The sequence below is a fragment of the Demequina sp. genome, assembly GCA_024707205.1.
Classification (GTDB): domain Bacteria; phylum Actinomycetota; class Actinomycetes; order Actinomycetales; family Demequinaceae; genus Demequina.
Genome location: JANQAD010000001.1, coordinates 1,134,164 through 1,155,504, shown reverse-complemented (window position 1 = coordinate 1,155,504; position 21,341 = coordinate 1,134,164). Strand labels below are relative to the sequence as shown.

18 protein-coding genes and 2 pseudogenes are annotated in these 21,341 nt (G+C 67.9%); 4 read left to right on the top strand and 16 right to left on the bottom strand.

The features are described from left to right. Window positions 1-7: 7 nt before the first annotated feature. The 4 genes and pseudogenes from NVV57_05900 to hisC all read right to left on the bottom strand — a co-directional run bounded on the left by NVV57_05900 (window position 8) and on the right by hisC (window position 4,954). Entirely contained in the window at window positions 8-1,477 is a 1,470-nt protein-coding gene (locus NVV57_05900; protein ID MCR6712241.1) for a 2-oxo acid dehydrogenase subunit E2, read from the bottom strand. A gap of 11 nt (window positions 1,478-1,488) precedes the next feature. After that, window positions 1,489-2,524: pseudogene (locus NVV57_05895) on the bottom strand (alpha-ketoacid dehydrogenase subunit beta). Continuing rightward, on the bottom strand, window positions 2,524-3,645 hold the full coding sequence (locus tag NVV57_05890) for a thiamine pyrophosphate-dependent dehydrogenase E1 component subunit alpha (protein MCR6712240.1): 1,122 nt from the start codon (window positions 3,643-3,645) through the stop codon (window positions 2,524-2,526). The pseudogene NVV57_05895 and the gene NVV57_05890 overlap by 1 nt, the downstream one beginning before the upstream one ends. A gap of 236 nt (window positions 3,646-3,881) precedes the next feature. Further along, window positions 3,882-4,954, bottom strand: a pseudogene (hisC, locus tag NVV57_05885) (histidinol-phosphate transaminase). A gap of 43 nt (window positions 4,955-4,997) precedes the next feature. Between hisC and NVV57_05880 the strand changes: the two are divergent. Next, window positions 4,998-5,405, top strand: a complete 408-nt coding sequence (locus tag NVV57_05880) for a phage holin family protein (protein MCR6712239.1) — start codon at window positions 4,998-5,000, stop codon at window positions 5,403-5,405. Here NVV57_05880 and NVV57_05875 read toward each other — a convergent pair. Then, window positions 5,402-6,736: a lipase family protein gene (locus NVV57_05875; protein ID MCR6712238.1), complete on the bottom strand. Its 1,335-nt coding sequence runs from the start codon at window positions 6,734-6,736 to the stop codon at window positions 5,402-5,404. The two genes, NVV57_05880 and NVV57_05875, sit on opposite strands and share 4 nt — an antisense overlap. Further along, window positions 6,733-6,936 (bottom strand): hypothetical protein, encoded by a 204-nt coding sequence (locus tag NVV57_05870; GenBank protein ID MCR6712237.1) that lies wholly within the window; start codon window positions 6,934-6,936, stop codon window positions 6,733-6,735. The genes NVV57_05875 and NVV57_05870 overlap by 4 nt, the downstream gene beginning before the upstream one ends. Before the next feature lie 89 nt (window positions 6,937-7,025). Here NVV57_05870 and purB point away from each other — a divergent pair, with 89 nt between their 5' ends. Beyond that, the gene (gene purB / locus NVV57_05865; GenBank protein ID MCR6712236.1) at window positions 7,026-8,435 is read left to right on the top strand and encodes an adenylosuccinate lyase; all 1,410 of its coding nucleotides are present in this window, start codon (window positions 7,026-7,028) and stop codon (window positions 8,433-8,435) included. On the opposite strand, the gene NVV57_05860 is transcribed toward purB, so the two are convergent. From NVV57_05860 to NVV57_05845, 4 genes are all read right to left on the bottom strand, one after another. After that, window positions 8,436-9,917, bottom strand: a complete 1,482-nt coding sequence (locus NVV57_05860; protein MCR6712235.1) for a hypothetical protein — start codon at window positions 9,915-9,917, stop codon at window positions 8,436-8,438. It abuts the gene before it with no gap. A gap of 1 nt (window position 9,918) precedes the next feature. Beyond that, window positions 9,919-10,461 carry a sigma-70 family RNA polymerase sigma factor gene (locus NVV57_05855; GenBank protein MCR6712234.1) on the bottom strand — a complete coding sequence of 181 codons (543 nt, stop codon included), beginning with the start codon at window positions 10,459-10,461 and terminating at the stop codon, window positions 9,919-9,921. A gap of 74 nt (window positions 10,462-10,535) precedes the next feature. Further along, the gene (locus NVV57_05850) at window positions 10,536-12,128 is read right to left on the bottom strand and encodes a hypothetical protein (GenBank protein ID MCR6712233.1); all 1,593 of its coding nucleotides are present in this window, start codon (window positions 12,126-12,128) and stop codon (window positions 10,536-10,538) included. Next, on the bottom strand, window positions 12,125-12,679 hold the full coding sequence (locus NVV57_05845) for a SigE family RNA polymerase sigma factor (protein MCR6712232.1): 555 nt from the start codon (window positions 12,677-12,679) through the stop codon (window positions 12,125-12,127). The genes NVV57_05850 and NVV57_05845 overlap by 4 nt, the downstream gene beginning before the upstream one ends. 152 nt (window positions 12,680-12,831) lie before the next feature. Between NVV57_05845 and NVV57_05840 the strand changes: the two genes are divergently transcribed. Beyond that, window positions 12,832-13,599 (top strand): CPBP family intramembrane metalloprotease, encoded by a 768-nt coding sequence (locus NVV57_05840; protein ID MCR6712231.1) that lies wholly within the window; start codon window positions 12,832-12,834, stop codon window positions 13,597-13,599. 23 nt (window positions 13,600-13,622) lie between these two features. Next, the gene (locus NVV57_05835) at window positions 13,623-16,124 is read left to right on the top strand and encodes a flippase-like domain-containing protein (GenBank protein MCR6712230.1); all 2,502 of its coding nucleotides are present in this window, start codon (window positions 13,623-13,625) and stop codon (window positions 16,122-16,124) included. 39 nt (window positions 16,125-16,163) lie between these two features. Here the strand turns inward: NVV57_05835 and dnaB are convergent, their stop codons facing one another. The 6 genes from dnaB to NVV57_05805 form a co-directional block, all read right to left on the bottom strand. After that, on the bottom strand, window positions 16,164-17,531 hold the full coding sequence (gene dnaB, locus NVV57_05830; GenBank protein MCR6712229.1) for a replicative DNA helicase: 1,368 nt from the start codon (window positions 17,529-17,531) through the stop codon (window positions 16,164-16,166). Window positions 17,532-18,424: 893 nt separating this feature from the next. Beyond that, window positions 18,425-18,871 carry a 50S ribosomal protein L9 gene (gene rplI / locus NVV57_05825; GenBank protein MCR6712228.1) on the bottom strand — a complete coding sequence of 149 codons (447 nt, stop codon included), beginning with the start codon at window positions 18,869-18,871 and terminating at the stop codon, window positions 18,425-18,427. A 13-nt stretch (window positions 18,872-18,884) separates the two neighbouring features. Continuing rightward, a complete protein-coding gene (gene rpsR, locus NVV57_05820) occupies window positions 18,885-19,121 on the bottom strand; it encodes a 30S ribosomal protein S18 (GenBank protein MCR6712227.1) in 237 nt (78 codons plus the stop codon). A 35-nt stretch (window positions 19,122-19,156) separates the two neighbouring features. Further along, entirely contained in the window at window positions 19,157-19,642 is a 486-nt protein-coding gene (locus NVV57_05815) for a single-stranded DNA-binding protein (GenBank protein ID MCR6712226.1), read from the bottom strand. A gap of 35 nt (window positions 19,643-19,677) precedes the next feature. Further along, the gene (gene rpsF, locus NVV57_05810; GenBank protein MCR6712225.1) at window positions 19,678-19,968 is read right to left on the bottom strand and encodes a 30S ribosomal protein S6; all 291 of its coding nucleotides are present in this window, start codon (window positions 19,966-19,968) and stop codon (window positions 19,678-19,680) included. 420 nt (window positions 19,969-20,388) lie between these two features. Continuing rightward, window positions 20,389-21,315: a peptidoglycan bridge formation glycyltransferase FemA/FemB family protein gene (locus tag NVV57_05805; GenBank protein MCR6712224.1), complete on the bottom strand. Its 927-nt coding sequence runs from the start codon at window positions 21,313-21,315 to the stop codon at window positions 20,389-20,391. Between the last annotated feature and the right edge of the window lie 26 nt (window positions 21,316-21,341).

The following is a 21,341-nucleotide window of genomic DNA, read 5'->3' as shown; positions in this document are numbered from 1 at the left end:
CGGGCACCTAGCCCCAGACCAGCCCCTGCCCGGGGTCGTTCATGACGCGGCCAACGTCGGCAAGCACGCGCGCGCCCAACTCGCCGTCAACGAGCCGGTGGTCAAAGGACAGCGCCAGCTGAGTCACGTGGCGGATCTGAATCGCGCCCTCGTGCACCCACGGCTGCTGCCGGATCGCGCCAAAGGCGAGAATCGCCGCCTCACCCGGGTTGAGGATAGGCGTACCCGTGTCGATGCCCAAGGCGCCGACGTTGGTGATGGTGATCGTGCCGTCGGCCATCGCGCGCGGGGTGACCTTGCCAGACCGCGCCTCGTTCGTGAGCGTCTGCAGCTCAATGGCCAGCTGGTGCAGCGGAAGCCGGTGCGCGTCCTTGATGTTCGGCACCACCAGGCCGCGCGGGGTCGACGCCGCGATGCCGAGATTCACGTAGTGCTTGTAGACGATCTCCTGCGCTTCCTCATCCCAGGAGGCGTTGACCTCGGGGTGGCGACGCACCGAGAGCAGCAGCGCCTTCGCCACCACCAGCAGCGGCGTGACGCGCACATCCGCGAAGTCGCGGTCGCTCTTGAGCTTCGCGACCAGGTTCATGGTCTCTGTCACGTCCACCGTGAGGAACTCGGTGACGTGAGGCGCCGTGAACGCCGAGTTCACCATCGCCTCCGCCGTGCGCTTGCGCACCGACTTCACGGGCACGCGCGTGGACCTGCCGTCTGGCGCGTCGTAGCCGGACTCGAGCCACGGCTGGTCGTCCGCCGGATACGTCGCGAGCGACTTCGCGCTCGAGGCCTTCGCCTGCTGCTCCACGTCCTCGCGCGTCACGAGCCCGCCGGGCCCCGACGGCGTCACGGTCGTCAGCTCCACGCCGAGATCGGCGGCGAGCTTGCGCACGGGCGGCTTCGCGAGCACGGGGAACGCGTCGTCCTCGCCCCCGATCGGCTCGAGCAACCCAGCGACGCGCTCGCGCCGCTTTGCGCTCCCGGGCTTCACTCCGTAGCCAACAAGCACGGCGCCCGACGCTGACTCGCCTTCGCTCGCAGGCGCCGCTGGGGAAGTGGCTGGCTCAGCAGAAGCCCCGACGGCGGGCGCCGGGCTTTCGCTCGCCGGTGCGGCGGAGGTAGAGGCGACAGACAGCGAAGTGTCTGTGAGGTCCTCGCGACCGAAGCCGGAGGCGGAGGGAGCAGACTGGACCGAAACGGATACTTCGCTGTCGGTCGCCGGAGCCACGTCCTCGCCCTCAACCTCAAACCGCACGATCGGCGCGCCAACGTCAACGGTCTCGCCCTCGGCCACGAGCAACTCCGCCACCACACCGTCGTACGGCGAAGGCAGCTCTACGAGGGACTTCGCGGTCTCGATCTCGCAGATGGGCTGGTTGACCTCAACGGTGTCGCCGGCCTTGACGAGCCACGTGATGATGTCGGCCTCGGTGAGGCCTTCGCCTGCATCTGGGAGGTTGAAGATCTCGGACTTGGGCATCCCCAGCCTCCTTAGTGAGCGATGACGCGATCCACGGCGTCGAGCACCCGGTCGATGTTCGGCAGGTACTCGTGTTCGTACTTGGCTCCAGGGTAGGGGGCGTGGAAGCCTCCAACGCGGAGCACGGGCGCGTGCAGGTGGAAAAAAAGCCTGTTCGGATACGCGCGCGGAGATCTCGGCGCCGGCCCCGTATGCGGTGGGCGCCTCGTGAATTACCACCACGCGGCCGGTCTTCTTGGCGGAGTGCACCACGGCGTCGGAGTCCAGGGGCGAGAGCGACCGCAGGTCGATCACCTCGGCAGAAACACCCGACTCCTCGGCAAGTGCGGCGGCCTGCAGAGCCAGCCGCACCGTCGGGCCGTAGGAGACCAAGGTGACGTCAGCGCCCTCGCGGGCCACGCGCGCGTGCCCCATCTCGACGGTGCCGGCGATCGCGCCGTCGGGCTCGGCGAGCTGGCGCGCAACGCGCTCGACGCCCACCTCGCCCTTGTCCCAATAACGGGCCTTGGGCTCAAAGAAGAGGACGGGGTCCGGCGAGGCGATGGCCTGCTGGATCATGTCGAAGCCGTCCTGGGGCGTGGCGGGGGTGCAGACGCGCAGGCCGGGGACGTGGGCGAAGAGTGCCTCGGGGCTCTCGGAGTGGTGCTCGATGGCGCCGATGCCGCCCGCGTACGGCACGCGGATGACGACGGGCACGGTCAACTGGCCGCCCGAGCGCGCGTGGAGCTTCGCGAGCGACGTCGTGATCTGGTCGTAGGCGGGGAAGATGAAGCCATCGAACTGAATCTCGACAACGGGGCGGTAGCCGCGCATCGCGAGGCCGATTGCCGTGCCCACGATCCCGCTCTCCGCGAGCGGCGTGTCCATGACGCGGTCGCCGCCGAAGTCCTTGTGCAGGCCGTCAGTCACGCGGAACACGCCGCCGAGCGCGCCGATGTCCTCGCCCATGAGCAGCACCTTGGGGTCGCGCTCCATGGCGGCGCGCAGGCCCGCGTTGATGGCTCCGGCGAGCGTCATCGTCGCCGTTGTGGTGGCGGTGTCTGCCATCAGTGAACCTCAACGAACGAGCGCTCAAAGCGCTCGTACCAGGCACGTTCCGCCTCCACGGTGGCGTGGGGGGCGGCATAGACGTTCTCGAAGATCCCGACGGTGGGGCCGGGTTCCCACGACCGCACGGTCTCGCGGGTGCGGCGGGCGAGCTCCTTGCCCTCGGCCGCGACCTCGTCGACGAACTCGTCTGGGAGCTCACCGATCGACTGCAGGTATCCCGCGAGCCGCGAAATGGGGTCGCGCTCCGCCCAGTACGCCTCGTCGGCCTTGGAGCGGTAGCGGGTGGGGTCGTCGGAGGTGGTGTGGGCGCCCATGCGGTACGTGAACGCCTCGATGAACACGGGCCCGGCGCCCGAGCGCGCGTACTGCATGGCCCAGTTCGTGACCGCGTAGGACGCGATGACGTCGTTGCCGTCGACCCTCACAGAGGGGATGCCAACGCCCTTGCCGCGGTCGGCGAGCGGGACGCGGGCCTGCCGCGTCGTCGGCTCCGAGATCGCGAACTGGTTGTTCTGGCAGAAGAACACCACCGGGGCGTTGTAGACGCTCGCGAACACGAGCGCCTCGTTGACGTCGCCCTGCGCGGTGGCACCGTCGCCAAAGTAGGTGATGACGGCCGCGTCGCGAGCAGGGTCGCCGCTGGCGACGAGGCCGTCCTTGTCCAGACCCATCGCATAGCCGGTTGCATGGAGGGTGTGGGCGCCTATGACAAGCGTGTAGAGGTGGAAGTTGTGGTCCGCGGGGTTCCACGCTCCGTGCTTGAGTCCTCGAAAGATCGTGAGCATCTGCGGCAGGTCAACGCCGCGCTGCAGGGCCACCGCGTGCTCGCGGTAGCTGGGGAAGACGTAGTCGTCGCCGCGCACCACCGCGCCCGAGCCCACCTGCGCGGCCTCCTGGCCCCACGACTGCACCCACAGGCCCAGCTCGCCCTGACGCTGCAGGCTCGTGGCCTCCATGTCGAAGGCGCGCGTGAGCGTCATGGTGCGATAGAACTCGCGCAGCCTCTGGGGGGTGAGGTCGGCGGCGTACGGCGAGAAGAAGTCGTGTTCCTCGCGCTCGCCGGCGTGGTTCAGCAGGCGAACGAGGCCATCATCTGAGAGCGGACCAACTGCGTCCATGGATTCCTCCTTGAGGGGGAGTAGCCCCGGGATTGCTAACTTACGCAAGCGTAGGCTACGGAACCGTAGGTTGCAAGCGCAGGTGCTCGACGGCGTGCCGCGGGCCGTGTGCGTAACCGCCCCATCCCCGTCTGAAATGGGGTCTCAGTGTCGCCAAATCGCAGTCTGGCGATACCCACACACCATTTCAGGCACAGGGGCCCGACGGCGCCTTCAGTCAGGCGACCACGAGGCGGTTAGGCGTCGGCTGGCTTTGGCAGCGCTGCGAGCAGGGCGCCGTTCTCGTCCGGTGTGCCGATCGTGATCCGCACGCCCTCCCCCACGAAGGGCCGCACGAGGATCGGCGTGGACAGCGCGCCCAAGGCGGCCACAACGTCGGCCGTCTGATCGCCGGCAGGGAGCCACACGAAATTGCCGTCGCTGTCTGGCGCGCGCCACCCCAACTCCCGCACGCCCGCGAGCACCCGCTCCCGCTCGCGCGCGGTGACGTCCACCCGGTCGAGCAGTTCGTCCACCGCGTCGAGCGAGGCGATCGCGGCGGACTGCGCGGGCTCAGTGATCGAGAACGGCGTGACGACGGCACGGATCGGCGCCAGCAACGCGGGCGCGCCGACCGCGTATCCCACGCGCATCCCCGCGAGGCCGTAGGCCTTGGAGAACGTGCGGAGCACGAGCAGGTTGGGGTGCTGCGCCAGCAGCTCCGCGCCGCGGACAGCCTGGGGGTCCCGCGAGTACTCGCCGTACGCCTCGTCGAGCACCACGACCACGTGGGACGGAACGCGTGACATGAAGTCCGCGAACTCGCCGGTGTGAACCGCGGGCCCCGTGGGGTTGTTCGGCGAACACACAAGAATGACCTTGGTGCGGTCGGTGACCGCGGCGGCCATGGCGTCGAGGTCGTGACGCGCGTCGGCATCGAGCGGCACCCTCACCGCTTGCGCGCCGGCGATCGCCGAGAGGATCGGGTACGCCTCGAAGCTGCGCCACGCGAAGATGACCTCGTCGCCCGCTCCCGCGTACGCGTGCAGGATGTGCGCGAGGACGGCGACGGAGCCGCCCCCGCAACCACGCCGTCGGGCGTAGTGCCGCATACCTCCGCCAAGCGGGCGTGGAGCGCGGTGGCAGCCATGTCGGGGTAGCGGTGGGGCGCCGCGGCCCCGTCTGCAATCGCGGCGAGGACCGACGGCAGCGGGCCGTATGGGCTCTCGTTCGAGGACAGCTTGATGGGCGCGGGGCCGTCTCCACCGCGCGCGCCAGGAACGTAGGCGGGCAGCGCGGCGACGGCCGGGCGTGGGGCGGGGTGAGTCATGCGCTCAGTGTCTCAGGCGCGGGCGCGTGACAGAATGCGAGGCATGCGCTTCCTGCTCAATTCTATCGTGACCGCCGTGGCCGTGTGGTTCGTGACGATCCTGCCCTTCGACGTCGCGGTCGAGGGCGGGGAGTCCGAATGGTGGCTGAGGATCCTGGTCTTCGTGCTCATCGGCGCGCTGATCGCCGGGCTCAACGCGATCGTCAGGCCCGTGCTCTCGTTCCTGGCGCTGCCGTGCTTGATCCTCACCCTTGGGCTGTTCTCACTGGTGATCTCGTGGGCGATCCTGTGGCTCGCGCACTGGATCACGACGTGGGTGAACGGCGGCATCACGCTCGAGCTCGGCAGCTTCTGGGACACGTTCTGGGCCGCGCTCGTGCTCGCGATTACCACCGCGATCCTGCAGGCGATCGTTCCGGGCGCCGGACGCGGCCAGACGGACGGCATCTAGCCTCCCGGCCGATACTCCGTCACCGTCACCGCTCCCTGAGGATCCAGGAAGCCACTCGCGTCGCTGAGCCAAGCGTCGGTCGAGGCACCCAGGCCCTCGTCCACAAGTCGAGCCGTCTGCGCGTAGGTGTCCAGCTCGTGTGCCGAGCCGATGCTGTGCGCGGCGCCCTCGAGCTCCGGCAGCCCCGAGTCGCGCGCGTCATGGTGCACGGTGACCCGCGTTGGGGTGTCCGGATTGGGGGCGCCATCCAGGCCAGGGACGATGTCGCGGGTGCCCTCGAGGTGGAGGGCGCTGACAGTTGCAGGCAGCGCGATCCGGCCTACCGGCGAGCCGGCCGTGACGAGGGCGGTCACGTTGAACCTCTTGGTGAACTGCGGGTTCGCCGCGAGTCCCGTCGCCACCATGCCGCCGAGCGAGTGACCGGTGAGCATCACCGGGTCTCCGGGCGCCGCGCCATCGGCCGCGAGCGCCTCCGCCACGAGCCGGGCCGCGTCCGGCGTCTCTCCCAGCATCACCTCGAGGTCCGCCCGCGCGCTGAATGGGTTGCCGGTGACGCCCAGCCAGTCCTCGGTTCCCGGGATGAAGACCACGCGCCGCGTGACGCCGTCGGCGCCGGTCCAGCGCTCGATGCGCACCGCCCCTCCTCCAGACTGCTCGGTGTCGTACAGGCGCCGCATCACGTCCTCGAGCGATCGCGCCGGCTCGGTCGCCACCGTCGCGGCGGTGAGGCTCCCGCGCCAACCGGTCAGCAACGACAGGATCGGCATGAGGGTCAGCGCGCTGATCATCGCGACCAGCGCCTCATAGATGGGCGTGTCGAGAGCGCCCTCCACGGAGTCCCGGTTGAGTATCGCGGTGGTCGGGGGCGCGTCGTGGGGCAGTCCGGCGAGGACCTCGTCCGCGTGTCCGGTCGCCAACAGCCCGAGCCCCACCGGCGTCAGCAACGCACCCGCGGAGGCCGTGAGCCGAGCGCTCCAGACGAGCGCGCCAGCGTCGTCCTCCACGACCTCGCGTCCACGCTCCAGCAGCCCCATTCGATGCCGCGCCGCTCTCTCGGCCTCGAGGTACGCCTCGGCGACCGCGGCAAGCCGCCGGGCCGTGTCGCTGACGTCCTCCTCGGCATTTCGCGCCGCGTAGCTCAGCGTGGCAAGGCCGCCGCTATGCCCGACGCTGCCGCCAAGTTCCAGCGCGGCTCGCGTTCTCGCGAGCTCCCGTTGAGCAGTGCCAACGTCATCGGCCGCGGCGCGCAGCGCCCCAACCGCCCACTCGAGATCCTCGACGATGGCCCGCTCGCCACCGGTTCCTCCCGTGGACCAGATCGGCTCGCTCACAGCGCCGCCCTTCGTGCGTCGTCGAGCCGCTCGCCGAGTGCAGCGAGTTCTCGGATGGTTCGGTACAGCTCCTCGCGATAGCGCGAGGCGAAAACGGACACCCAATCCACTCCTTGCGCGGCCCGAATCCTCAGCACTGCGCGCTGCACGTCGTCGAAGGCGCGCTCGAGCGCCGCTCGCACTGCCGCTGCGTCATCCATGCAAGGCAACTTACGAGCGCGGCGGCCGCACCAGAGTGGCCACCCGGGGGCGCCTGTGGAGAAATGGCGCCACATGGAAGAATGGGGACGTGACTGACTGGACGCCGCTCGCCGAGATCTCCCCGCCCATCGCTCTGGGCCCGCTCGACGGCCGGTACCGTCGCACCGTCGCGCCCCTCGTCGACTACCTGAGCGAGCCCGCGCTCAACCGTCAGCGCCTCCATGTGGAGGTCGAGTGGTTCATCCACCTGTGCGCCACGAATGCTGTCCCCGGCACGCGCGCGCTCACCGCAGACGAGGTGGCGCTGCTGCGCGCGATCCCCGCTGACTTTGACGCGGACGGCATTGCCGAGCACGCCGAGATCGAGCGCGAGACCATTCACGACGTCAAGGCGATCGAGTACTTCATTAAGCGCCGCCTCACCGGCACGTCCCTTGAAGGGTTGAGTGAGTTAACTCACTTTGCCTGCACGAGCGAGGACATCAACAACCTCTCCTACGCGCTCATGGTCAAGGGCGCCGTGACCGAGGTGTGGCTCCCCGCGGCCACAGACCTGGCGACGCAGATCGCGGACCTGGCAACAGCGTCGGCCGGTGTGCCGATGCTCTCGCGCACGCATGGGCAAACGGCGACGCCCACCACGCTGGGCAAGGAGCTCGCGGTGCTAGCGCACCGGCTGCGCCGCCAGCTGCGCCGCGTCGACGGCGCCGAGTACCTGGGCAAGATCAACGGCGCCACGGGCACGTTCGGGGCCCACACCGCGGCGGTGCCAGGCACGGACTGGATCGCCGTGTCGCGCACGTTCGTCGAGGGCCTTGGCCTCACGTGGAACCCGCTGACCACGCAGATCGAGAGCCACGACTGGCAGGCCGAGCTGTACGCGGACGTCGCGCGCTTTGGCCGCATCCTGCACAACCTCGCCACGGACGTGTGGACCTACATCTCGCTCGGCTACTTTGCGCAGGCGGCGGCACCTGGGTCCATTGGGTCGTCCGCGATGCCGCACAAGATCAACCCCATCCGCTTCGAGAACGCCGAGGCGAACCTCGAGATCAGCGCCGCGCTGCTCGATTCGCTCGGCTCCACGCTGGTGACCTCGCGCCTCCAGCGCGACCTCACCGACTCGACCACGCAGCGCAACATCGGCGTCGCGTTCGGCCACTCGCTGCTCGCGATCGACAACGTCGCGCGCGGACTGAAGACCCTGTCCGTGAACGAGGCCGCGCTCGCCGCTGACCTCGACGCGAGCTGGGAGGTGCTCGCCGAGCCCATCCAGTCAGCCATGCGCGCCGCCTCCATCGCGGGCGTCGCCGGGATGGAGAACCCTTACGAGCGGCTCAAGGAACTCACGCGCGGCCAGGCGATTGACTCGGCCTCGATCCGCGCGTTCGTCGCCACCCTCGGCCTGCCCGACGCTGTGGCCGAGCGGCTCTCCAACCTCACCCCCGGCACGTACGTGGGTTTGGCGCAGAAGCTGGTCGAGGACTACCTCGACTAATCACCCCTCCGGCTGGATCTTCTTCCACGCGTACACGGGCCCAAACAGGTCACCGTTGTTGAGTGTCTTGATCCCGGCGACGGCGTAGAGCGCTCCCTCCGCGATGGTGCTCTGATTGACGCCGTCGCATGCATCGAACGCCGTTCCGGCGTTGAGCAGGTAGAGCGGGCTGAAGTCAGAGCTCAGCGCGTCCCAGTAGAAGGGGGCGGCGGCGATGGTCCCGGACTTCATCGTCGCCACCACCTCGCCATCGGCAACCACCACGTACTGCGCACCGATGATGAAGCCACTTCCCTCTTCCGCGTTGCCTGTGGTGGTGAATTCTTGGGTCGCAGGACCCGTGGTGTTGCTGCCTCCAGCGGTCACGATGAGCGACGGATCAAACATGATCTGCGCCGCCGGCACGTCCGAGCCGCTGTAATCAAAGTCCACGTTCGACGCGTTTGAGAACAGTTCCGAAATCGTTGCCTCGGCCTCGGCGGAAGACATCCATGTCAAGTCCGGGATCGACACGCTCGAGTTTCCCGAGCTGTCACTCGTGAACTCAAAGCCGCATTGGAAGGGCGACGCTGCGAAATCGGCGGGAGGCCACGTGGACCACGACGGACCCGGCGTTGGGGCCAAAGTCGCGCTGGGCGACGTGCTCGCGCTTGGCTCTGGCGTGCTCGTCACGCACGTCACCGACGGCGACGGCGAAGGCGCGGGCTGGGCGGTGCCGACGGAGGGGTTGAAGTCAATGAGCGTGACCTTGTTGCGCTGTCCCGCGTCATCGACGTAGGTGTAGGTCATGCCGCCGGGATCGACAAGCGGGTAGAACCGGTTGTCCACAACGAGTGCGAGCGTTCCATCCGACATGTGGACGGCCTGTCCGAGCACGGTGCCGTCTTCGGCGATCACGTTGACGCTGGACGCCGTTACATCGAGATTCGGGTCCACCGCGATCGTCGCGGTCATCACCGAATCAGGCCCGTCCGCGAAGTCCGACGTGACCGTGATGTCGCCGCCGAGCACGAATGTGTAGATGCCGTTCTCGTCGGGGTCGACTCGCTGCACTTCGCCGTACGCGGGCGTCACAACGAGAGTGTTGCCGTCCCACGCGGCGAACCCGATCGTGTCCGTGTGGTCCTTTGAGTAAAACTGCCACTTCGGCGCGCCCGGTTCCTCGGTCCATTCGTAGGCAAAATTGGCGAACGGCTCCGACCCGGCCACAGCGTCGGGCGTAGTTGTGGTGCACACCACCGACGGCGACGATCCGGGCCCGCCAAAGACCATCCCTCCCCATGGCAGCTGCCAGGCCCCGACGGCCACGGCCCCGACCGCCACCACCGTGCCGCCGCCCACTGCGGTCGCCGAGACCGCGCGGCGGCGCTTCACGCGGCCCACCACGCGTCCGCCGTACCCCGCCGCGAAGTCCTCGCTCGCGAACAACTTCCGCTTGGCCTCCATGCCGCCCAGCAGCACGTCCTTCAGTTCGCCGGTCATGTCACAGACCCGCCTTTCCTGTAGGGAGCACCGGCACGATGTCGGCCTCCGTCGCTTCACCCTCCGCGGTCCGCAACTGCACGGCGAGCTTCGCCGACGCGTCCGCGAGATACCGCTTCACCGTTCCCTCCGCGATCCCCAGTTGCGCGGCGGCCTGTTGGACCGTGCAGTCGTCGAAGTAACGCAGCACCACGCACGCGCGCTCGCGCGGGGACAGGGTCGCGAGCGCGCGCTGCACGTCCACCTGCGCATCGACGTCCGGCGCCGCGGCGATGTCCCGCGCAAACGCCCGCGTGTGGCTGCGCTCGCGGCTGCGGCGCTTGCGCAACCCGTCGAGGTACACCGTGGGGATCGCGCGGCGCACGTAGGCCTCGGCGGCGTTCACGTGCGTGAAGGCCCGACGCTTGGAGAAGCTCCGTACGAGCGCCTCCTGGAGCACGTCGTGGGCTTCGGCGTCGTCGCCGGTCACCATCGCGGCGTAGGCAAGTAGGCGCGGCGCGCGCTCCCGCATCACCTCGTCGAGGATCGGCTCCCAATGCGCCACTCGGCCCCCATCTCACCGTTGCTAGTTGAGCATCTCATCCAGACAACGCGAGCTGGGGGGCCAAATGGTTGGGGCTACGGAAGCTCGACCTTCTTCCAGGTGTAGTGGGTGGGGTCCGTGGTGCCATCTGCGTACACGAAGGTCTCGCCGCCAACGGCATAGAGATCCCAGTCGTCACCCAGCTCGACGCCTGGGCATGCGGTGAACGCTCCGTCCGGCGTGAGGAAGTACGTCGAGGGATCGGGGTCATCCCCGTCGTTGTAGGTGTGTCCGTCGGACTGAGGCGAATTCGGCAGCGTGCCAACGACCACTCCATCACGCACGGCCACGAAACTGAGGCCACGTGCGAAGGCGGCGCCCTGGCCGGACAGGTCAAGGTAGCCGGCCTTCACAATCTCCGATGGATCACCCGCAATGGTGCTGCCGGCCCCCGAGAGCCCGCCGTGCGCGGGCTGGTCGGTGGTGTTGAGCGAGACCCTCAGTACATCGCCGGTACCGCGATCCCACCACTCCTCCCCGATGATCTCGACCTGACGATCGAGCGTCGCGTTGATCTCGTCCGCGGGAACCGTGGTGATGTCAAAGATCCCGAAGTCGTATGAGCCGTACTCCTTGCCGGAAATGGGGAAGCCGCAGTAGAACGGCGAGTCAAGTGCTGCGGCTGGTTCGGAGGTCGGCGTGGCCGAGATGCTTGGTGAAGCGCTCACCGAGGGGCTCGGCGACGCACTCGGCGAGGCACTTGCGGTTGGCTCCAGGGTCACCGTCATGCAGGTGACCGACGGCGAAGGCGATGCTTCGGTGCCTTGGTAGTCCTTCGCAGGAGTGATCAGGACAGCGTCAGGATCCGACGGGGTCACTCCGCCCGTCAGCGTGTTTACTTCGACGGTCGCGCCCGACGGAAGGGTGAGCGTCCCAATGTGGGCATCGACTGCGGTCATCTGCACCTCCGAGCCGTCAACGTTCCATGCCAACGGCGTTCCCGTCGACGGATCGTTCGTGTCGACGTATGACGCACCCACGAAGTAGCTGGCCCCACTCTCCTTGTCGAGGACCACGAATACCGCGTTGTCTGGCGCACCAGCCAAGACCTCGATGTCCGGCGCCTCCGGCCTCGAGTCACCTGAGAGTTTGGTGATCGTCACCTTGGCGTCCTCGCCCTCCGCGAACGTGGACGACACCTGGTACCCGCCAACGGTGAACGTGTACGCGCCATCCGCGCCAGCCTCCACGTCCGAGGACGTGCCGTCGAAGTCGGTGACCCGCAGAACGTCGCCCTCCAAGTGCGCGGTCGCCAGGGTGTCGCCGTCCTTCCCTGCGAACGTCCACAGCGATGCTCCGCCCACCGTTGCCCAGGCAACCGCGAAGTCAGGTGCGTCCTCATCAGAGCCGGCCACAGCGTCGGGCCCGCTGGTGGTACACACCACCGAACCCGACCCGGCGGGAGTGGCGCCCAGCACGAACCCGCTCCACGGCACCTGGCCCGCGCCGAAGGCGACGGCCCCCACGCCCAACACCGACGCGCCACCGATGCCGGCGGATCGGGCGGCACGGCGTCGGGCAATGCGCCCGCGAACGGCACCGTATCGGTCCCGGGCGAACACGGCCCCGTCGTAGTCAAGCGCGTCCATCTCTACCGCGGCACCAAGCCGCTCCTGCAGTGCATTCATGGCCCTGCTCCCTTCATCGCCGGCGTGATGACCGGCACCCCCTCCGCCTCGGCTGAGGCGTCGACGTCTTCTCCCAACATCGCGGCCAGGCGGCCCGACGCGTCGCTCAAGTAGCGCTTGACCGTCCCCTCGGCGATGCCGAGTTGGGCGGAAATCTGCGGCACCGTGAGGTCGTCATAGAAGCGCAGCACGACGCAAGCCCGCTCCTGTGGCGGCAGGGCGGCAAGCGCGGCGCGGACATCCATGACGACGTCACGGTCCGTAGTCGGTACGTCGCGCCCCCCGATCGCGACGTCCCGTTCATGCGCGCGTTCCGCGGCCCGACGCTTGCGCAGCCGGTCGATGAACACGCTAGGTATTGCGCGGCGCACGTAGGACTCGGCGAGATTCGCGTTGTCGAACGCCCTTCCGCGGGAGAAGGTGCGGACAAGGGCGTCTTGCAGCACGTCCTGGGCCTCGGCACTGTCGCCCGTGAGGAGGGCCGCGTAGGCGAGCAGGCGCGGCGCACGCTCACGCATCACCTCATCGAGCACCGGCTCCCAGCGCGACATCCACCCTCCACATTCACATCAGTGTGATTGAAGAACGCAGCGGATGCGGCGAAACGTTGGGTCGGGGGCCTAGTTGCGCCCCGCGGCGACAAGACCAGTCACTCAGTCGTTAGTGTGTCCGTGACCATGGACACCGCCGTCGAAGCCCCCAAGTGCTGCCGAGCCGTCGCCGCCTGCGCGCGGAGATCCTCATCGTGCTTGGCCTGTCGCTTGGCAAGAGCGGCATCTACGCGATCGTGAAGCTCGCGGAGCGCTACGCGGCCGAGACCCCGGTCAAGGATCAGGGCACCACCATCAACCCTTCACAGTCCTCGATCGACATCTTTGACCTGATCTACCAGGTCCTTTCCATCACCTTCGCGCTTGTTCCCGTAGCGCTCGCGCTGTATCTGCTGAGCTCCAACGGCAACTCCGCCAAACGCATCCTCGGCCTCGTCGGTCCCGCGCGGGCGTGGTGGAAGGACATCGGCCTCGGCGCGACCCTCGCCGCGTGCATCGGCATCCCGGGGCTCGGCATGTACTACTTCGGCCGCGCGATCGGCCAGAACGTCCACATCGACACCTCCGGCCTGCCGGACTCCTGGTGGGCGTCGACCGTGCTGCTCACGGCCGCTGCCGCCGCCGCGATCCTCGAGGAAACGATCGTGGTGGGCTACCTCGTGACCCGGCTCGAGCAGCTCAAGTGGGGCATCCCCGCCATCTTGATCGCGTCTGCCCTTCTGAGGGGCTCGTACCACCTGTACCAGGGCTGGCCCATGGCGCTCGGCAATGTGGTGATGGGACTGGTGTTCGCGTTCGTCTTCATCAAGCGCCGGCGCCTGCTACCGCTGATGGTGGCGCACTTCCTCCTCGACTTCGTGAGCTTCGTAGGCCCCACCGTCATCCCCCACGACTGGCTCGTGGCACTCGGCCTGGCCTAGAGCCCGCCGCATAGACTCGGCACATGGCCGCCGACGCTGACGCAACTGCGCCCGCAGAGGCGACCCCAGCGTCGGGCATGCAGGCTGAGAAACCGGCGGTGCAGGTCATCGACTCACCGCTCACGCGCATTCACCGTTTCACCGATCTGATCTCGATGATCGCTTGCGCCCTCGGCATCGCGCTGACCTTGTTGATCTCCGCGTACGCGCAGGCGACGGCGGCGGGCGTCACCGAGGACATCCAGGGGATCTCGCAAGCCGTGCAGCGGCTGCTTGTGGCGCCGGTCAACATCCTGAGCGGCATCATCACGATCGTCATCCCTGGTTACGTCATTATTTCGCTCGCCGTGCGCAAGGAGCCGCGCCGCATCCTCGAGGTCATCGGCGCGTCGGTCGTGGGGTTCATCCTCACGGGCGTCGCCGCGCTGCTGCTGCTCACCTTTGGCCACGATCACCTGCTCGCGTCGCTCTCGATCCCCAACGCGGACGGCACCACGTCGCTGCAGCTGCCCGCCTATATCTCCGCGGTGGCCGCCATGGTGACCGCGTCCGGAAGCAGGCTGGGCAGTCGCTCCACGTCGCTGTCGTGGACGCTCCTGTGGGTGGGCGCGGCGCTGGGCGTGGTGACCGGGATCGTGACCGCGCCGGCCGCGATTCTCACGATCCTCATCGGTCGCCTCGCGGGCCTCGCCGTGCGCTACGCGGTTGGCTCCAACGCCGACCGCGCCTATGGCGACGCGCTCGTCGAGGGGATTACGCGGGCTGGCTTCACGCCTCGCCGGCTGGTGAGGGCCGACGCTACACACGACTACGAGCCGCAGGCCCTGGACGGCGTCACACAGGCTTTGGCACGGACGAGATCGGCTCGCGTCTACGCGCTCACCACGCGCGAGAACCACCACCTCGTGGCCGTGGCGATCGACGGCGATCAGCATGCCGCCGGCTTCCTGTCCAAGCTGTGGAACACGCTGCGCCTGCGCGGCATCAACACCCGCGCGGACGTGAGTCTCAGGCACGGTGCCGAGGCGACGGCCCTGGTATCTCATGCGGCGCGCACCGCGGGCGTGCGCACATCACGCGTGCTTGGGATGGCGCAGGCGCGCGACACGTTCATCACGATCTACCAGCGGCCGCCTGCCGTCGGCTCGTTCGGCGAGGCTCCGGATGAGGCGATCACCGACGCGCTCCTGGACGCCCTCTGGACCGACGTGGAGCGCGCCCATGCCGCAAACATCGCGCATCGAAACCTCTCCGCAGAGACCGTCCTCGTGGCCGACGCTGCCGACGGCGAGGACCCCGGGGTCTGGTTGACCACGTGGGAACTGGGCGAGGTGGCGGCGTCGGACCTCGCCATCCGCATCGACCGCGCCCAGGTGCTCACGATGATCGCCGCCAAGGTGGGCGCGGAGCGCGCCCTGGACTCTGCGTTTCGCAACCTGACCAACGAGCAGGTGGAGCAGTTCGCGCCGCTGCTGCAGTCGGTGGCGCTGCCCCCCGCCACGCGCGCCGAGCTGAAGGCCGCCAAGCCCGTCAAGGTGTTGGAGGTGTTGCGCGAAGGCATCCTGTCCAAGCTGCCCGACGCCGACGTCGAGACCCAGAACATCACCCGTTTTGGCGGGCGCACCATCATCACCGCCGTGCTTGCAATTGCCGCGATCATCGTCATCGCGGGCTTCAACACGCAGGAGCTCGTCAACGCGCTACGCGAAGCCAACTACTGGTGGCTGCTCGTCGCGCTGATCTGGAGCATCCTGACCTATGTGGGGGCCGCGCTGACACTCATGGCGTTCAGTCCGGTGAAGCTGCCGTTCATGCGCGCGTTCCTCGCCCAGGTGGCGGCGACCTACGTGGCCATCGCGGCGCCGGCCGGGGTGGGGCCTGCCGCGCTGAACATGCGCATGCTGTCGCGGCGTGGGGTTTCCGCACCCCTTGGCGTGGCCACGGTGGCGCTCATTCAGGTGAGCTCGGTGGTCGTCACCGTCACCGGTCTTGTGACTCTGACCCTGACCACTGGCTCTCAGGACACTCTCGCTGCCCTGCCGTCCACGGGCATCCTCATCGGCGTTGGGGTCTCGATCGTCGTGCTGGCGCTGGCGCTCTTGGTGCCTCGCGTGCGCAAGTTCGCGGTGCAGAAGGCGATGCCGGTCATGCGCCAGTCATGGCCCCGCCTCTCGCAGGTGCTCAGCAAGCCGTGGCGCCTTGGTCTTGGCCTCGGCGGCAACCTGCTCATGACCGTGGGCTACATCGGGGCGTTCTGGGCGTCTCTTGAGGCGTTCGGCCAGACCATCGCCATCGTGGATCTGGCGATCGTGTTCTTCATCGGCAACACAGTGGGGGCGATCGTGCCCACCCCGGGAGGCGTTGGACCTATCGAGCTGGCGCTGACTGCGGCGCTCACGAGCGTCGGCGTTCCCCGAGGCGTGGCACTGTCCGCGGTGCTCGTCTACCGGTTCATCACGCACTTCATGAACATCCCGCTCGGCTTTGGCGCCATGAAGTTCCTGGAGCGCAAGGGCGACGTGTAGGCGAGACCCAACCACAGCGTCGGGCCGCTGCCTGGGTGACTACAGATCCGGCGCCATGTCCGCGAAGTGCGCCACATCCTTGCGGAAGGCGACCGCGATGGTCGCTGTGGGGCCGCCGCGGTGCTTGGCGATGATGAAGTCGGCCTCGCCGGGGCGCGCCTCGTAGTCGTAGGCGTCCTCGCGGTGGAGGAGGATCACTATGTCCGCGTCCTGCTCGATGGAGCCGGACTCGCGCATGTCGGAGAGCATGGGGCGCTTGTCGCCGCGCTGCTCGGGGCCGCGGTTGAGCTGTGAGATCGCGATGACGGGCACGTTGATCTCTTTGGCCAACAGCTTGAGGGCGCGCGAGAACTCGCTGACCTCCTGCTGGCGGGACTCGACCTTCTTGCCGGAGCTCATGAGCTGCAGGTAGTCGATGACCACCAGTTGAAGGTCGTGCTGCTGCTTGAGGCGGCGGCACTTGGCGCGGATCTCCATGAGCGACATGTTGGGGCTGTCGTCGATGAACAGCGGGGCCTTCGCCACGCGCGCCGCCGTCTCCGCGAGCGCCCCCCAATCGCTGGGGCCCATGGGTCCCTTGGTGAGCTTGGTGAGCTTCACCTTGGACTCGGCCGAGAGCATGCGCTTGGTGATCTCCTCGCGGCTCATCTCGAGCGAGAAGATCACTGACGCCTTGCCGGCTCCGATTGCCGCGGCGCGCGCGATGTCCAGGCCGAGCGTGGACTTGCCGATTGCGGGACGGGCCGCGATGACGATCATCTGGCCACCCTGCAGACCTCCCGTCAGGTCGTTGAGCTCGCGGAAGCCCGTGGGCACGCCGCGCAGGCTGCCATCGTGCTTGGAGGCCGCGTCGATCTCGTTGAGGGTGGTCTCGATGAGATCGCCCACAGGGAGGTAGTCCTCGGAGTTGCGGCGCTCGGTGACCGCGAAGATCTCGGCCTGGGCGCCGTCGACGACGTCGTCAACCTCGGTGCCGTCGGCGTCATATCCCATGTTGGCGATGCGGGTGCCGGCCTCGACCAGGCGGCGCAGGATGGACTGCTCGCGCACCAGCCGGGCGTAGTAACCGGCCGACGCGGCGGACGGGACCGCGGCGATGAGCGTGTGGAGATATTCGGCGCCGCCGATGCGCGAGATCTGGCCGGCCTTCTGCAGCTCGGCGCCAACGGTGAGGGCGTCCACTGGGTCGCCAGAGTTGTAGAGCTTGACCGCGGTGTCGAAGATGGTCTCGTGCGCCGGACGGTAGAAGTCATCACCGCGGACCACCTCGACGACGTCGGCCATGGCGTCCTTGGACAGCATCATCGCGCCAAGGACGGACTGCTCCGCATCGACATTCTGCGGGGGCAGACGGTCGTAGGTGGCTGGGCGGCTGCCATAGGCCGCAGCCAACTCATCGACCGACATGGGCCACCCCTTTCGCATCGTTTCTCCCTCAGCCCGTGGGCTCTCGCTACTCGCTGCCACGAGTCTGCCCCTGGGGTCTGACACGCGAGGCTATCGGCTGCGGCACCGGCTCACAATCGGGCCGGTTACCGCCCTGTGAGTTACTCACTGTTTCCCGTGGACAGGGCGTGGACAGCGCGTGGATGACTGTGCGGGGGGCGCCGTGGGCGCTGTGGAAACCCGTGTGAATTACTTCGAGGATTACTGGTCTTTTGCGAATCTACCAGGCATGATGCGAACCGCCTTCATGGGGATAAACCTGGGGTTGCAAGTTCTCGGCGTGTCGCGCGTCGGGCGTGTCGCGACTTGCGTCGGGGAGCGAATTGTGCGTGCCCATGGTGGCGCGCATCGCCCCTGGTTGGGGGCCGGGGTTGGGTGCGCAGGGGACCGGGGGCTACGTGCGCGGTGGTCTCTCCCAGCGCCCAAGTGGAGCCTCAGTTCCGTCCCGGGCGACTGAGCCCAACGCAGTGGAGTCTGAGTTCCAAGCGCCCGGTCGTGCCCGGAACGCATGCTCCACTGGCACCCGGCACCGCGAAATAGCCGGAACTCACGCTCCACCCCGCCGTAGCGTCGGGCGGGCGCGTAGCTCGGGTCTTGAGGGTCACGAAAGTGAAGTTTGGTGACCCTCCGACCCATTCCAGAGCTCCTGGTGCCAGCACCGGTCCTGGTGCGGCGGCGCGGACAGGACTGAGCTGCCTAGACCGGCGGTGTTTGGGCTCGCACGCAGGACTGAGTTGCCTAAACGCTGCGAGCCCGACGCTGCGGCCGGCTTGAGCCGGACACGCCCACACCCAGACGCAGCAGGGCCGGGTCCCCCTATCGGGGAACCCGGCCCGGCCAGCAGTCAGTCAGCCCTACTTGGCCGCGACCACCTGGACGTCAACCGTCGCGACTACACCATCGTGCAGCGAGACCGTGACCTGGTAGTCGCCGAGCGCCTTGATGGGCTGGGCGATCTGGATGCGACGCTTGTCCACCGCGGCACGCGAACCGATCGCCGAGGCGATGTCCGTGGTGGTGACGGCGCCGAAGAGGCGACCGGAGTCGCCCGCCTTCGCGGAGACCACCACGGGCGCGCTCTGCAGAGCGGCACGCGCGGCCTGAGCGTCCTCGATGGAGGCGAGCTCGCGAGCGCGGCGCGCCTTGCGCATCGCCTCGATGGACTTCTCGGCACCCGCAGACCACGGCGTGGCCAGCTTGCGGGGGACGAGGTAGTTGCGGGCGTAACCGTCCTTGACGTCGACGACGTCCCCGGCAGCACCGAGACCGTTGACCTCGTGGGTCAGAATGACCTTAGCCATGCCAAACCCCCGATCAGCGGCCGGAGCCGGCGTAGGGGAGAAGCGCCATCTCACGCGCCACCTTGATGGCACGTGCGATGTCACGCTGCTCCTGGACGGAGACACCGGTGACGCGACGAGAACGGATCTTGCCGCGGTCGGAGATGAACTTGCGAAGCAGCGCGGTGTCCTTGTAGTCGATCGTGGAGACCTTGGCGGCCTTCAGAGGATTGACCTTCTTGCGCGGCTTGCGAATGTCGTTCTTAGCCATGTTGAAAACTCCTGAAGAAGATGAGAGAGAAAGATTTAGAACGGAGGCTCGTCCGACGCCGGGGCGGATGCCCACGGGTCGTTCGCCGATCCACCCGCTGGGGCCTGCGAGGAGCCACCACCACCGAAGCCGCCGTCTCCGCCGCCGGGCCCACCAGATCGCTGCGTACGGTTCACCTTGGCGGTGGCGTAACGGAGCGAGGGACCGACCTCGTCGACCTGCATTTCGGTAACGGTGCGCTTCTCACCATTGGCCTCCCACGACCGCGACACCAGGCGGCCCGTCACGATGACGCGCATGCCCTTCGTCAACGACTCGGCCACGTTCTCCGCGGCCTCGCGCCACAGGGAGCAGCGCATGAACAGCGTCTCGCCGTCCTTCCACTCGTTCGACTGACGGTCGAACGTGCGCGGAGTGGACGCCACCGTGAAGTTCACCACGGCCGCACCGGACTGGATGAATCGCAGTTCGGGGTCGCCCGTGAGGTTGCCAACCACGGTGATCTGAGTGTCGCCTGCCATGTGAGTTCCCTGTCGGTTGTGGGTTGAGACCGGACTTAGTGAGCGTCCGGACGCAGCAGCTTGGTGCGAAGAATCGACTCATTGAGCCCCAGCTGACGCTCGAGCTCCTTGGCCGTGGCGGACTCCGAGGTGAAGTTGATCACCGCGTAGATGCCGTCTGCCTTCTTCTTGATCGGGTAGGCGAGGCGGCGGCGGCCCCAAATGTCGAGCTTGTCGACAGTGCCGCTGTCCCCCGTGACCACCGTCAGGTACTTCTCGAGCGACGGCTGAACCGTGCGCTCCTCTACCTCAGGGTCAAGAATGACCATCATTTCGTACTGACGCATTGATACCCACCTCCTCTGGACTCAAGCGGCCACGGACTTTCCGTGGCAGGAGGGTGTCGTCATGTGGCAATTGCCACCGAACAAGGGTACCGGGCGGCGGCGACATAAGCGAATGGCGCAGGCCCGACGCTGTGGACAACTCCCGCACGAGCCTCGCCTGGGGACGCGGGTTGGCTCTCTGACCCACTCCCGCTGGTTTAGGCAGCCCACGCATACCGAATCGCGAATCCCCGCCGGGTTTAGGCAGCTCACGCATACCTTGCACGCGGTGGCGGCGGCGTGGCGCGGCGTAGCGCGGCGTGGGCGAGGCGGCAACGCCGGTCGCGCAAAGTACGCGTGAGCTGCCTAAACCGGGCTCAAAGCGCCCGATCGGTATGCGTGACGTGCCTAAACCACTGGGGGCGTGTTGGAAGGGGGCAGTCAGCCGGCTACGCGTAGCGCGAGCCGGTACGCCCGGTAGCGAAGCCCGCGGACCGGGATCTCCCACGTGCCCGCGCGCTCGACGCGCTCGCCGCCGAATCGCAGTTTGAAGTCGGTGAACCCGAACCACGGGTGCGTCTCAGGCGCGCCTTCCGGGGCAGCACCGCAGAAGTCGAACCACTTGTCACCCAACCGGTGAGCAAGCAGCAGCGCCTCGGACGCGAGCGTGTACGTGGGGTTGAGCGCCCTCGCGGACGTCAGCGACGCCGAGTGCGCGAACATCATCTGCTCATTGCCCTGGTAGTACAGCAAGGACCCAACCGGCTCGCCCTCGTGCCGCACGATGATGAACCCGGCGGCGCCCTCCTCGAGCAACACGCGGGACACGGTCCGCAAGTAGTCGTCGCTGTGGGGCTTCATTCCCGTGCGGGCGGCCACCTCGTTGAGGTGGCTCAGCAGGATCTCGATTGCGGCGGGGTCTGTGGTGTGCTCCACCTCGAGCCCCTTCTTGAGCCCGTTGCGCCAGTTACGCCTGGCAGAGGAGCCAAACGCGGCAACGATGTCGTCCTCGGAGAGGGTCACATCATTGAGAACGGTGCAGTCCGGCTGCACCGTACGCGAGGCCAGCCGCGCACCCAACCCGGGCATATCCCCAGCCGTCACGGGAGCCGTCGGCTCGATGCGCACAAAGTCAACCCCAGCGTCGGCCGCGAGGGCACGAAGGTCTGCTACGGCGTCGGCCAACGCCCCAAGAGACGAGACCGCGGGCCCAAGCGGCGTGTACAGACGCGAACCGAGCCGCCCACGTTCAACAACAGCGAGGTACTGCCAGCCGTCGCCGGAGCGCTCGTACACGGTGCGGCCGAGGGCGCGCTGGACCGCGGCCCAGGCGGGCGATTGGAGGATTGGGACGGCGGAGGTTTCCATCGGGGCGAGTCTATCCGGCGGCGCTC